Annotated in this window: 11 protein-coding genes; 2 read left to right on the top strand and 9 right to left on the bottom strand. The window is 39.6% G+C overall.

Translation table 11 applies throughout. The annotated features are described in order from the left end of the window. Positions 1-25: 25 nt before the first annotated feature. Positions 26-601 carry a nucleotide exchange factor GrpE gene (locus tag BUA96_RS12870; RefSeq protein WP_072983674.1) on the bottom strand — a complete coding sequence of 192 codons (576 nt, stop codon included), beginning with the start codon at positions 599-601 and terminating at the stop codon, positions 26-28. Between the two features lie 153 nt (positions 602-754). Here BUA96_RS12870 and BUA96_RS12865 point away from each other — a divergent pair, with 153 nt between their 5' ends. Continuing rightward, positions 755-1429 (top strand): YceI family protein, encoded by a 675-nt coding sequence (locus BUA96_RS12865; RefSeq protein WP_072983672.1) that lies wholly within the window; start codon positions 755-757, stop codon positions 1427-1429. 80 nt (positions 1430-1509) lie between these two features. On the opposite strand, the gene BUA96_RS12860 is transcribed toward BUA96_RS12865, so the two are convergent. After that, positions 1510-2418: a TIGR01777 family oxidoreductase gene (locus BUA96_RS12860; protein WP_072983892.1), complete on the bottom strand. Its 909-nt coding sequence runs from the start codon at positions 2416-2418 to the stop codon at positions 1510-1512. Positions 2419-2566: 148 nt separating this feature from the next. Between BUA96_RS12860 and lnt the strand changes: the two genes are divergently transcribed. Continuing rightward, complete coding sequence (gene lnt, locus BUA96_RS12855) at positions 2567-4180, top strand: apolipoprotein N-acyltransferase (RefSeq protein ID WP_072983670.1); 1614 nt, start codon at positions 2567-2569, stop codon at positions 4178-4180. Here lnt and BUA96_RS12850 read toward each other — a convergent pair whose 3' ends face one another. From BUA96_RS12850 to BUA96_RS12820, 7 genes are read right to left on the bottom strand one after another with little or no spacing between them, the layout of a single operon-like run. Continuing rightward, on the bottom strand, positions 4181-5569 hold the full coding sequence (locus BUA96_RS12850) for an exopolysaccharide biosynthesis polyprenyl glycosylphosphotransferase (RefSeq protein WP_072983668.1): 1389 nt from the start codon (positions 5567-5569) through the stop codon (positions 4181-4183). It abuts the gene before it with no gap. Positions 5570-5605: 36 nt separating this feature from the next. Continuing rightward, positions 5606-6619, bottom strand: coding sequence for a glycosyltransferase family 4 protein (locus BUA96_RS12845; RefSeq protein WP_072983667.1), 1014 nt, complete (start codon positions 6617-6619; stop codon positions 5606-5608). Then, positions 6576-7946, bottom strand: coding sequence for an O-antigen ligase family protein (locus tag BUA96_RS12840; protein WP_072983665.1), 1371 nt, complete (start codon positions 7944-7946; stop codon positions 6576-6578). The genes BUA96_RS12845 and BUA96_RS12840 overlap by 44 nt, the downstream gene beginning before the upstream one ends. Continuing rightward, entirely contained in the window at positions 7930-9000 is a 1071-nt protein-coding gene (locus BUA96_RS12835) for a glycosyltransferase (protein ID WP_072983663.1), read from the bottom strand. The genes BUA96_RS12840 and BUA96_RS12835 overlap by 17 nt, the downstream gene beginning before the upstream one ends. A 3-nt stretch (positions 9001-9003) precedes the next feature. Then, positions 9004-10116 (bottom strand): glycosyltransferase family 4 protein, encoded by a 1113-nt coding sequence (locus BUA96_RS12830; protein ID WP_072983661.1) that lies wholly within the window; start codon positions 10114-10116, stop codon positions 9004-9006. After that, a complete protein-coding gene (locus BUA96_RS12825) occupies positions 10113-11105 on the bottom strand; it encodes a glycosyltransferase family 2 protein (RefSeq protein ID WP_072983659.1) in 993 nt (330 codons plus the stop codon). Before BUA96_RS12825 ends, BUA96_RS12830 begins: the two co-directional genes overlap by 4 nt. Then, positions 11102-12643, bottom strand: a complete 1542-nt coding sequence (locus BUA96_RS12820) for a glycosyltransferase family 2 protein (protein WP_072983657.1) — start codon at positions 12641-12643, stop codon at positions 11102-11104. Before BUA96_RS12820 ends, BUA96_RS12825 begins: the two co-directional genes overlap by 4 nt.

The following is a 12643-nucleotide window of genomic DNA, read 5'->3' as shown; positions in this document are numbered from 1 at the left end:
TTCAATCTTTAAAATTCATCTACAATTACTGGCCTACAACCACTTTAGGATAACGTATGATACGCTCCCCAAGCTCGTAGCCTTTCTCTACCACATCAACGATCTTTCCTTTAAGATCTTCCTGCGGTGCAGGAATTTGAGTGATCGCCTCGTGTACATCTGCATCAAATGCATCACCAGCTTGCACCTCCATTTGCTTAAGACCTTTTGTCTTTAGCGTTTCGCGCAGCTTATTGCTGATCAGCTCAACTCCTTTCTGAAGGTTTTTGTCTTTAGCTTTTTCGATTTCCACCATTGCGCGATCAAAATCATCAAGCACCGGCAACATAGCCTGCATCACTTCTTGACCTGCAGTTTTAAAAAGCTCAACACGCTCCTTACTGGTGCGACGTTTGTAGTTCTCAAATTCTGCAAAAAGACGTAAAAACTTGTCTTTTTCCTTTTCTAAATCGGCTTTATATTTTGCCAATTCGTCCTCATCTGTTGCTATATCTTCTGCAGCTGCAGGCTCATTTTGAGCTTCCTGCGTTGCATCTTGCACATCCTGTGCGTTATTCTCTTCGTTCTCGTGAAGAATTTCTTCTTTATTTTCTGAACTCATGGTATATCAAATTTGCTTTGCAAAAGGCAAAAGTACTGCCAATTCTATAAAAATGTCAAAATGTCACCGATATATTTTATAGTTTATTTAAGAGCAATTTTCAATGTTTCTGCTATTTTTGACCTCTCAATTAACACTAAAAAAGTATTTATAATGAAAACCAAATTTTTATCGCTATTTGCTATGGCTGCGCTATTTACAGCTGTAGTATCTTGTAAGAACGAAAATAAAAACGAAACCGAAGCTGCAGAAGCAGAAGCTGCTGTTGAAGCAACTGCAGAGGCTACCAAATACATGGTAGACAAAGAAGCTTCAGAAATTAAATGGTTAGGTGAAAAACCTACCGGAACTCACGACGGTGTAGTTGGCTTAGAATCTGGTGTAGTTCGTGTTGAAGGCGAGCAAATCAGCGGAAGCTTTTTAATTGATATGACTTCTATCACTGTTCAGGATTTAGAAGGAGACCAGAAAGCAAGTCTTGAAGATCACTTAAAAGGAACCGTTGAAGGTAAAGAAGGTGACTTTTTTAACGTTCAGAAATTCCCTACTGCTGCTTTTGAAATCACCGGTGTAACTGAAGGTGAAGACGGAAAGAAAATGATGTCTGGAAACTTAACTCTTAAAGAAACTAAGAAAAACATTGAGTTCCCTGTAACTTACGAAGTATCAGGAAATACAATGACGTTGAAGTCTGAGCCATTTACCATTGATCGTACTGATTGGAATGTAAACTACGGTTCTAAATCAGTTTTTGATAACTTAGGTGACAAATTCATCAACGATGATATTGAGTTAGAATTTACAATTGTTGCTAACCAGCAAATGTAATTTGTAACGCTCTTAAAATCTAAAAACCGGCTAAATGCCGGTTTTTTTATGTCTTCTATTTTCTTAAACTACCAAATATTCTAATCTTCAAGAAGGTCTTTAAGTGCTTTATTCAATTGAGTAAACTTAAAGATGTAGCCTTTATGCTCTATTTTTTGCGAACTTACTTTCTGACTTTCTAGTACGATGGCTGCCATTTCTCCTAAGATCAACTTGAGCATAAATGCAGGAACCTTAGGCATAAAAAGCGGTTTGTTTAAAACCGTAGCAGCTTCCTTAATCAAGGTTTCATTAGTGACCGGCGCAGGTACTACCGCATTGTAAATTCCTTCATAGGCATTTATAATAACTGTTTTAAATATTCCGGCTAAATCATCTAAATGAATCCAAGATTGCCACTGTTTTCCGTCACCTAAAGGACTGCCCACATAATAGTTTATAGGCTGAATCAACTTTTCAAGCGCACCGCCGTTTTCAGCCAATACGACTCCAACCCTAACTTTAGAAACCTTAAGCCCTAAAGATTTAAATTGATCTGCTGAAGCTTCCCAGGCTTCTACCACCGTTCCCAAAAAGCCCGGATTATACGTCTCAAATGCTTCGGTGTACAATTGCGTTCTTGAAGAAGGATATGCGCCAATGGCACTAGCCGAAACAAAATGTTTTACCTCGTGTTCATTGCTTTTTAAAGTATCAAAAAGTAATTGAGCTGTTTGGGTTCGGCTTTCTAAAATAGTCTTTTTATAATCTTCGGTCCAGCGTTCTGCAATACTCGCCCCGGCTAAATGCACAATGGTCCTTACCCCTTTTAAACAGGCTACATCTAATTGGCCCTTGGCGGTATTCCATAAAAAGCCTTTGTAATTGGGTTTTGTTTCAATTTTATCCGGACTTGTAGTTAAATAATGGACTTCGTGGTTTGCACGAAGCAACTGTTTAGTAAGCGCCTGGCCAATTAATCCCGTCGCTCCGGTGATAAGAATTCGCATAGTTGGTTTTTGCTCTAAGTTAATCACAAATAGAAGAGTGCGCCCTTGCTTTTAAATAGGTTTAACACACGTGAATCTATATTTTTGAGTTGGTATTTACGTTATAAATTGCGGTTGCTTTAACTTGCCTATGCATTAGAACGCTGTTATGAAAAACCTTTTATTGGCATGCGCTACCGGTTTACTCCTCGCACTAGCCTGGCCTACTTACGGATTTCCGCTCTTATTATTTTTTGGGTTTGTACCCTTATTATTTGCCACACGCAATCTGAACACTTCTGACGTTAAGCGCCCAAGACTAAAACTTTTCGGACTTTCCTATTTAGCTTTTTTCATTTTTAACATCATCACGACTTGGTGGCTTTACAACTCTACGGGATTCGGGATGTGGTTTGCGGTTTTAGCCAATTCCCTACTTATGACCTTAGTCTGGATGCTCTATTCCCGAATCAGCAAGCGATTTTCAATCAGCCTCAGCTTAACCTTTCTTGGTGCTTTATGGATGCTTTTTGAGTTTATGCATCTCAACTGGGAGTTTGCCTGGCCCTGGCTGAATTTGGGCAATGCATTCGCGACCTATACAGGATTGATTCAGTGGTATGAATATACCGGGACTTTTGGCGGAACACTTTGGGTATGGCTTGTTAATGCGTTGATCTTTAAAGGAATTTTAGCTTACGCCGAAAGAAAAAATCGAAGAATATTGAGCGTCAAACTAGCCATTGTGGCGGCTGTGATCCTTATTCCTATAGGGATAAGTCAGTTAATTTTATTGAATTATACCGAAACCGAAAATCCTGTTGAGGTGGTGTTATTGCAACCCAATATTGACCCCTATACCGAAAAATACAACACTACAAACGAGCGAATAGCCGACTTGCTTTTTGAGGAAGCTTCCAAGACGCTTACCTCCTCAACCGATTATTTGATCGCACCTGAAACGGTTCTGGCGGAAGGCGCCGGAGTTGATCTTCGCAGTTTTGCCTTTAGTGCAGAAAGGCAAAAAGCACAGCAATTTTTAGAAGACTATCCCAACCTTAATTACTTAGCCGGAATTCAATTTTACCGGGTGTACAATGACAAAGCCGCTACCTTACCAACTTCAAATTATGTTGGCAAAGACCGCATAGGAAATCCCATTTGGGCAGATTTTTTCAATTCGGCTTTTTTGCTAAATCAACAAGACAGCATTCAGATTTATCATAAAAGTAAATTAGTGGTTGGTGTTGAAAACTTTCCATATCAAAACGTTTTAAAGCCGCTTTTAGGAGATATTATGCTCGATCTGGGCGGAACGGTTTCTATGAAAACAACACAAGATAATCGCGTTGCTTTTACGGGAAGTAATGACACTAAAGTGGGACCGGTGATTTGTTATGAATCGGTTTACGGAGCTTTTGTTACCGATTATGTTAAGGAGGGAGCAGAATTTTTAGCCATCATCACTAACGATGCCTGGTGGGGCGATACCCAAGGTCACAAACAACACTTGAACTATGCACGCCTTCGTGCCATTGAAACCCGAAGAAGCATTGCCCGGAGTGCAAATACAGGCATTTCAGCGTTCATCAATCAAAAAGGCGAACTGATCAAAGAATTGGGGTACGGCCTCCGTGGAAGTTTAAAAGGTACGCTCAATGCCAACAAGACGTTGACTTTTTATGTACGCTTTGGAGATTATCTTGCCAGACTCGCTTTTATTCCTGTTCTACTTCTATTAATACTTTCATTCTTCATAAAACGTCGAGTAACCCAAGTGTAGCTATTGACCGCGATAGTATAAAACTGTACTGATGGTTTTCAGCAAAATATTCAAATCAAGAAAGAGGTTGCGGTGCTTGATATAAAACAAGTCATACTGCAATTTCTCTAACGTGTCATCTATTGATTCTGCATATCTGCCGCGCACCTGAGCCCAACCGGTCAAACCCGGTTTTACCGTATGCCTAATTTGATAAAAAGGAATTTTCTCTGAAAGTTCCTGCACAAAAACAGGACGCTCCGGCCGCGGACCAATAAGACTCATTTCACCCTTAAGAATATTCACGCATTGCGGAATTTCATCAATTCGTAGATTGCGTAAGATCTTGCCAAAAGGCGTTATGCGGCGGTCAGCTCTACTGGCCCATTGAGCTCCTTCCGCCTCAGCATTTATGATCATTGTGCGCAATTTAAGAATGTGAAAAGGCTTGCCGTTAAGGCCTACACGTTCTTGAGTATAGAAAAGTGGACCACGATTACCCATAAGATTCCCTATAAAAACTAAAGGAATAATAAACAGACTAACGAACATCACGCAGAGTGCAAAAATCACATTAAAAAGCCTGCTGATAAAAAGATAAAATCGGTTTTTATTACTTCTGCTAAACGGGAAATATTTATAAAAATCCCGCTCTACGTGCTGTACGGGTACGCGATGCGTGATCTCTTCATAGACTTGCGTGTATTCCCGGATAGGAAAACCACGCTCAAGTAGCACCAGCAACTTATTGTACAACTCAACCCCTACACCTTGCGCAGCGCTTGCCACAACAATTTCGGAAACCGAATATCTTTTAATGGATTTGATCAGGTTAGCAACTTCAATGGCTTTCAACCTTCGGTCAAAATCTTTTGCTTGCATTTCATCAGTATTTACAAAACCGATTACCCGATAATTGGGATCTGCCTTATGAAGATTTTCGGCAATGAGATTGATATCAAAACTGTTCCCTACTACTAAAATACGCTTATTGAATCGCGGAGCCGAAATTAAACTGATGTACGCAAACCGCCACACCAGTAAACCTACCACCATCGAAGCAAAAAAGAGTAGGATTTGCAATCTGTTTTCCGGTAAAACAGGGGTTACAAACGGAGTAAGAATAAAAAACAAAACCGTTGTAGAAACGGTCAAAAGAATATTCTTTAAAGTAGTCTGAAAGGAAGCTGCTTTTTGTAAATCGTAAAGCTCAAAAATCGCAGCAAAAACAGTATAATAGAGCCATAATACAAACACCCAACCCCACCTACTGTACCTGATCTTAAGGTAGTCAAATTGAAAAAGGCTATACACCAAAACTAAAGTTAGGGTTATAGCAACCAGATCTAAAATGCGCAAAAGGATCTTGCGCTCTGAAATTTCAAAATGAATATTAGGTATCCAAGACATCAAGGGGGCTGTTTGGTCTTTCAAAGATAACGCATTTTAAGACAACAGCTTATGCCATTGCTGCTTTACCTCCTCCCAATTAAAAGTTTGCACAGTCTGATATGCGCGGGTAGTAAGACGTTCTACCAATTCTGGATGATGTAACAACCGCTCTATTGCGCTTACAAAAGCAGTTTCATCATTAGCGGCAACCAGCAAACCATTTTGATCATCAGTTATAAGTTTCGAAATCCCTCCCACATTAGTAGAAATCACAGGAAGTCCTAGCGCCATCGCTTCTAACAAACTCACCGGAGTATTGTCGAAATGGGTTGTATTGATAAAAAGATCATAATAGGCTGCCAAAGTACACCAAGCCTCCCGAGATAGTTTACCGGTAAAGCGCACGGTGATCCCTAAACGTTCGGCTTCGGCTTTACAAAGCTCAAGTGAGCCGTCTTTATCAGGTCCTACCATACACAATTCGGCAGCAGGGTATTTCAAGTGTAGGAAATGAAATAAGCGTACAGCAAGCAACGGATTGTAGATTTCAGCAAAAGAGCGCACCCATAATAGTTTAGGCTGAATAGTTTTTCGTTGCTTAAAGTGATACAGGCTTAGATCGATCGTATTGGGAATATTAGTAACCTTAAGGAATCCGTTTTTGCTGAAACAGTCCATTAAATAAGCTGATGGCGCTACATTGATATAGGCGTTTCTAAATAAAATTTCAGAAGCCTTCGGACTCGTTTTAAGCCGCTCCGGAAGATTTCCACCGTGTAAAATAGGAATGTAGTTTAAGCCTAACAAAGAGCATAATCTCCCACTACAATACGCAAACCAAAAACTTTGTGTGCTATAGGTGTCGATCAATACATAATCGGCCCAGTTTCGACTTTTGAAAACCGCCCAAAGCATGGCAAGTAACCGCAAAACTTTATTTCTCTTATCACTCGCATACCGCAACAGAAAACCTTCAGCCTCAAGTCTTGGACCAAGTGTGTCAATTCCGGTGGGCGTAAAACCTTTATTGGCTAATTTGTTGCCGAGGTACAGTATTCTTTGGCTCATGCATTACATTTAAAAGGGCTAAGGCGTATAGAAAAGCCGGTGCCGCAACCCGCATAGAGGAGTGATTGATTGTTAAAAACCAAAACCCATAAAAGGAATAAAATAGATAATTTTTCCGGTTTCCGATGCGGTAGAATAACGGTGCTGCAAGTAAAATCAGTAGTGCTATAAGTCCGAAAACGCCGTGTTCAGAAAGCAATCTGCTGATCTCATTGTGGGAAGCCGCCAAAATATCTAGTTTTTCTTCACGGTATTCTTTGGTTTTCCCTACACCAATACCCATCACCGGATTATTCATAAAAAAAGTAAGTTCAGAGGTAACCAACTCCTGTCGGCCTGTAGTTAGATCTTCTTTAATTCGTCCTGCTGCGTCTTTGTTGGCATAGCGCAAATCAATAAGTCCCATGGTGCGCACCGAGGAAATCAGCCACGTGATTGCGATAGCACTTCCTAAGATCACCAAATAAAAAGAGATGGCATTGCGCTTCTTACTCGAAACTCCCTGGAAATACATAACAATAAATGCCAGACTGATCAAAGCTGCAGTAAAAATTCCACCACGAGAAAACGTGATGATACCTCGATAAGTCAAGAACATCAGCAAACCCAAATTAATAAAAAAGATAAGCTTGTTTTTACTGTTCACAAAAAGCTGAACCACCAAAGCAAACATTCCTATTCCTAGCGCCGTAGCCACTTGATTAGGACCGTATCCACCGGAAAGCGCAAAATTAGAATTGGTACCATTTAGTACTTCCCGAGTATCAGGGGTGTAAAACAAAAGGTAAACTCCAAGGGCAATAACCGGCATCAATAGAGCCCAAATAAGATGATGAAACTGTTGTTTAGATATTTTGCGATCATAACAATACAACGCCGAAATTCCTAAGCAGAACGGTCCGCTCAAATTGAAAATGACCGCTTTACGCACATTAGTATCAAAATTTAGGGTTTCAGCAGCATACAATACTCCCGGAATCAACAACAATAAATACAACCAATATGGAGCGGATTTCCTTGAAGTACCACTAAAAAACAAACCGATCAAAATAAAGCAGATTACCGAATACTTCCCCGCTTCCCAAGGAATCAAACTTCCACCAGTCATCCTGAAAAACACCTCCCCCGCAGTCATATAGGCTGCTGCTAAAAGTGCCTGATTTTGCTTATTTCCAGATTGAAAAATCCATAAAATGAAAAAGACCATAGACCCTAAAAAGTAAAATAAACCCAAAAACCGAAACAAGTATATAGCAAAACCAATAGCGACGTGGAGCCCTATAAGTTGCAAATACCGCTTGTTATAGTTTTTAAATAATTTGAGCATAAATAGAAAGTACTTCAGTCAAGATTGACGGAGCTCCATAATGTTCTTGCACTTTATTTTGAAATATTTTGGGTTTTTGCTGCGTTTTTAAAGGATTCTCTTCCAAATGAAGTAAAGCCGAAGCAAATGCTTCATTATCTTCTGGCGGTACGCAAATCCCAGCATCATCCAGCACCTGCTTGCATTGCCCGACGTCTGTAGTGATTACAGCAAGTCCAGCTTGTCCATACTCCAATAAGGCCAAAGGCAAACCTTCCGAATTTGAAGATAATACTCCAGCATCAAAATGCGGTAAAACAGCCGACATTTTTAAATAAAGCCCATGGTAAAAGACAGAACTTTTAAATGGATGCTCTTTTAACCGCTGCAAAATGGATTTTGCATACAGCGTGTCAGGTGCTTCTCCGAATAAATGTAACGTATACTCGGGATCTGTTTCAAGTAACTTTTCAAAAGCATCTATGAGCAGATGATGGTTTTTCTGAGGCCTCAAATTCGCTACGCAAACCAATCGTTTTCCGCGCACCCCTCGAAAATTTTCAGTGGTGTCATAAGGTAGAGCTTCAGCAATAAAATTTTTAATGTAAAAGGTTTTTTCAACCTTCAAAGTTCGTTTTGCCCAAATTGCTAGTTTCTTATTTACCGAAAAAACAGCATCAAATAATGTACTAAAAAGCTTAAGATACCCCGTATTACGATCCTCCAAATATTCACTGTTCCCATAATGATCGTGCCAAATCAATTTAAGTCCCGGAGTCATTAGCTTAACCAGAGCAGCTATAAAATAGCTGCTTCCGTGCGCATGAATGATTTTAATCTGATGTTGTTTAATAAAACGCTTTAATCTAAATACAGCAGCTACATCTAAGCGGCGTTTCCGCGCTAAATACAAATAAGGCACTTCGGGTTTAATCAACTCCCTTAAAAGCCCTTCTTGTCTGGTAGAACAAAGAGCAGAGACTTCAACCCTATCGTATAATGCATTGGCATAATTAACCGCCATACGTTCTGCGCCACCAATAGCCAAACTATCTATCAATTGTAGAATGCGCACGGTTTACAAGAGTTTTTTAAGTTCAGCTTCAAACAAATCTAAGGTATAGTTGCGTGACCAGGCAGATGCTTTTTGCGCCATATCTTTCAGACCCGTTTTATCTTTTAAAAATGCTTCTAATTGAGCTGCATCAGATTCAAGCTTGGCCTTGATTAAAATACCACGATTACCGTGATCAAGCATCCACGGTACGCAAGAAATTGGAGTAGCGATAGGAATCACACCCCACCACATCGCCTCTGCTACCGCTTTTGGCCAGCCTTCGCTTTTAGAAGGCAGTATCAAAAAATGACTTTTTTTATAGGCTTCAGCAACTGTTGCAGCCGATTGATTTCCGTGAAGAAAAACACTTTTCTCTAGATGATGCTCCGTGATAAAATCGAGAAGCAATTCCTTTTGAGGTCCATCGCCGTAAAAATGAAGTTCTGCCGGAAAACCTTTGGAGATGAGTTCGTTTACAAGCGCTAAAGTATATAAAGGACGCTTACCCGGAACCAAACCACCAACAAATAAAAAACGTAAAGGCAAATCGTATTTACGCAGTGGAAGCGCGTTATTATCGGCTTCGGTATAAGTCGCGGTAAAGAAGGGCTTGATATTTTTGCTTTGATTAGGCCAAGCGCCATAAACCAAAACCTGCATATTTTTAGTTAAAAAGCTATTGCTTAAAATCCATTTTTGCAGGTTATAACTCCAGGGCTGTTTCGACTTAGGATCCCAGTTACCTGCATACTTTGCTGTTTTTTTCTTCTTTGGAAAAAATAGCTGAACAATAGCACCAAGTAACCCTATATTTCCGGGGCAACGCAGATGAATATGATCTACACCCGACATTTCCTGATAAATTTTCTTAATAATTACCGGCAACACCAAAAGTGCTCGTCCCGCCTGCGCAATACTGGTAATGTCAAACGATGGGACTTTGATCAATTGCAGACGTGTAGCCTTATAAGGCAGATCAATACTTCCCGGATTTTTTGAACTAAAGGTGCCTACAACACGAACCTCATCCACACCCTTAAACCACAAATTCATTTCACGAACATATGGGCCATAAGAGTAGAAATCTCCTTCTTTTTCAAAATGCTCAATATGGGTGATTACAGCAAATTTCACTGAAGCTTTGGCTTATTAAAAAATAAACTCCACCATCCTACAGTTCTACCAATGGTTTCACGTAAAGCACCCATTTTGTTTGAAGTAGTGAGCACATTACTCAACCGAATCAGTGTCAAAAGTAATGCTGTTGCATTCCATTTAATTCGTGCTTTAATATTAGGGTTTGGATACTTAACCCGCCAAACATACCACCCGTTTCGAATCACCATTTTACCGTATTTATAAAGATCCGGTCTTCCTGAAGGGTCATGAAGGTGTTCCAACCGAGCAGCAGTACACATCACATTTTTCCCATATTTTAAAGCTCGAAGACAATATTCTGCATCTTCGTAGAGTCCGTATCCATCAAAATACAGACTGAATTTTTCATCTTCAATTACCTTGCGCCGAAAATTCATAGACATCCCGATTAATAAATCAACCTCATAATTTTTGCCGGTTAAGGGATAGCCATAGGTTCTGCCATGCGAAAAGTCGGGCATAACTCCTGGAAGATCGGGTGATTGTAAGCCCAGCTTATTTCGCAGATAAAAACGCTGCGACTCACTGCGTTCAAAGCCTTCAAATACATAAACCTTATCTGTTGAATGCTTCCGGCTTGAGGGTTTCCAAAGATTTTCGTTTGTAGCAACTCCCCCTACTCCAACTATGTCAATGTCTGAATCAAAAGCTTCTAAAACTGCTTCGAAATAATCTGGCTCAAGAATCACATCATCATCCAAGAAACATACGATTCCAGACTTTGGATTTAACTTTTCAATCCCAAAATTACGCTGAAGAGTGAGTCCGCGATCTTTTTCTTCAACCTTAAAATACTTAAGATTCCTAATAGTTTGAGACGAAATACTTTGCTGAGTCTCCAAATCTTTTGAACCATCGATTATTAAAATCTCATCCGGATAGGTAGTTTGAATGGCAACTGAGGCCAAGAGTCTATTTAATGCCTCAGCACGCTGATACGTGCAAACAATTAGTGAGAACATCATTTTGTATTCGAAAGTTTCTCTGCCCAAAATAAACTAACCTTCCAACGTTTCTGCATGTGTAGAAAATAGGAAAATGGATTTTTATTCTTTTGCAAGCGGTAAAATTTTAAAAATAATAAAGTTTTATATCCTTTTATCTGAGACGGGGTTGCGTGCTTCAGAATCGATGCTAAAACTGTTGGCGCAGGTTTAGGCGAAAGGTTTTCGCTTTGCCAAGGTTTATCAACTGATTTTCGAAAACCTCCCACAGGAGCTTTTAAATGTAAAAGCTTTAAAAAAGGATTATAAAGTATATCAACACCAGATTTACGCAACTGCATACCAAAATCGGCATCTTCTCCAAAACCATGTTCCAAGGCCATATCAAAACGAATAGATTTTAATGCCGAAGCTTTTACAAAACTACAACCCGAACCAAAAGAAGGCCATTGAATTACGGTGTCCTCCTGCTCCACCTCTCCTTGCTGTAAGCAACTTACTGTAAAAGCCTGAGGCTTTTCATTCTGTATAAATGAATTCGCGCTTTGCAAAAAATCATTGGGAATACGCAAATCATCATCAGCCAAGAAAACCCAGTCTGCCTCAACCTGGTCTAGAGCCAAGTTACGAGCGTTACAAGCCCCAGTTTGATGGGTAAAAGTATGTTTGATTTCAAAAGGCCAACTCACGGTGTACAAATAATCAAGCTCTGATACCGAATCACTATTGGAATTTTGCTCAATGATAATTACGCACTTGGGTAAAAGTGATTGAACAGCCAAGTCTTCTAAAGTTTGCTTTAAAACCTCTTTTCGTCCTAATGTAGGAATTACAATATCAAAGCTTAACCTAGATTCCGCTTCGTTTTGATTGGCATCATCAATTTCTAAATTAGGAATTTCAGAATAGGAAAGAGATTTGGTCAGATATGTTTTTGCGAGCTGAATTGGATTCATTTTTCTGCTATACATTAAACGTTGCAATTCAAATATTAGCAGCCACTTTTTACCGAGTAAAGCTCCAATTGCAGAATAAGTAGCATTTGTGTTCTTTGAGAATGAAATGCCACTATAATCTGGTTTTTTAATAAGCCGGGGCTCGCTGTAAGCTCTCAAGCCCTTAGGCATTCCTACTTTAGCCAACACACAAAGAAACAGATCAAAGTTAGCATACATCGGAAGAAAGCTTCTAAAATGATTTAAGGCTTTACAGCTAATGTAACCAGCAGATCCACTCATTAACCAAGTGGGATATTTTACGTTGGGTTGAATTCGGAAAAACACACTCTGATCTACATAACCCATTTCTTCCGAAATAACCAAAGATTTATTGGCTGCGTAACTAAGCATTTCTATAGTATTCGAATGTGCTTTGAAAAAATCAATGTTGAGGTTACCTTTTAAATCCTGATGCACCCAAACAAAAAATTCCTTGGGGAACTTTTCGGCTAAAAGAAAACAAGCGGCACTTACCGCTTGTTTTTGAATATACATATCAAGAGGCTGCCCGTCTTTCAGAATTTCGACGGGATGTTTGTTATTATGAATTAATAAAATCAA

The sequence above is a fragment of the Leeuwenhoekiella palythoae genome (genome assembly GCF_900130045.1).
In the GTDB taxonomy this organism is placed as follows: Bacteria; Bacteroidota; Bacteroidia; order Flavobacteriales; family Flavobacteriaceae; genus Leeuwenhoekiella; species Leeuwenhoekiella palythoae.
The sequence above is the reverse complement of the archived record's forward strand: the minus strand, read 5'-3'. Positions and strand labels throughout refer to the sequence as shown.

Excerpts from the sequence above, each read along its gene's own strand:
- BUA96_RS12865 (WP_072983672.1), top strand. The coding sequence starts at position 755 with ATGAAAACCAAATTTTTATCGCTATTTGCTATGGCTGCGCTATTTACA.
- BUA96_RS12860 (WP_072983892.1), bottom strand. The coding sequence starts at position 2,418 with ATGCGAATTCTTATCACCGGAGCGACGGGATTAATTGGCCAGGCGCTT.
- BUA96_RS12825 (WP_072983659.1), bottom strand. The coding sequence starts at position 11,105 with ATGATGTTCTCACTAATTGTTTGCACGTATCAGCGTGCTGAGGCATTA.
- BUA96_RS12845 (WP_072983667.1), bottom strand. The coding sequence starts at position 6,619 with ATGAGCCAAAGAATACTGTACCTCGGCAACAAATTAGCCAATAAAGGT.
- BUA96_RS12870 (WP_072983674.1), bottom strand. The coding sequence starts at position 601 with ATGAGTTCAGAAAATAAAGAAGAAATTCTTCACGAGAACGAAGAGAAT.
- BUA96_RS12840 (WP_072983665.1), bottom strand. The coding sequence starts at position 7,946 with ATGCTCAAATTATTTAAAAACTATAACAAGCGGTATTTGCAACTTATA.
- lnt (WP_072983670.1), top strand. The coding sequence starts at position 2,567 with ATGAAAAACCTTTTATTGGCATGCGCTACCGGTTTACTCCTCGCACTA.
- BUA96_RS12850 (WP_072983668.1), bottom strand. The coding sequence starts at position 5,569 with ATGTCTTGGATACCTAATATTCATTTTGAAATTTCAGAGCGCAAGATC.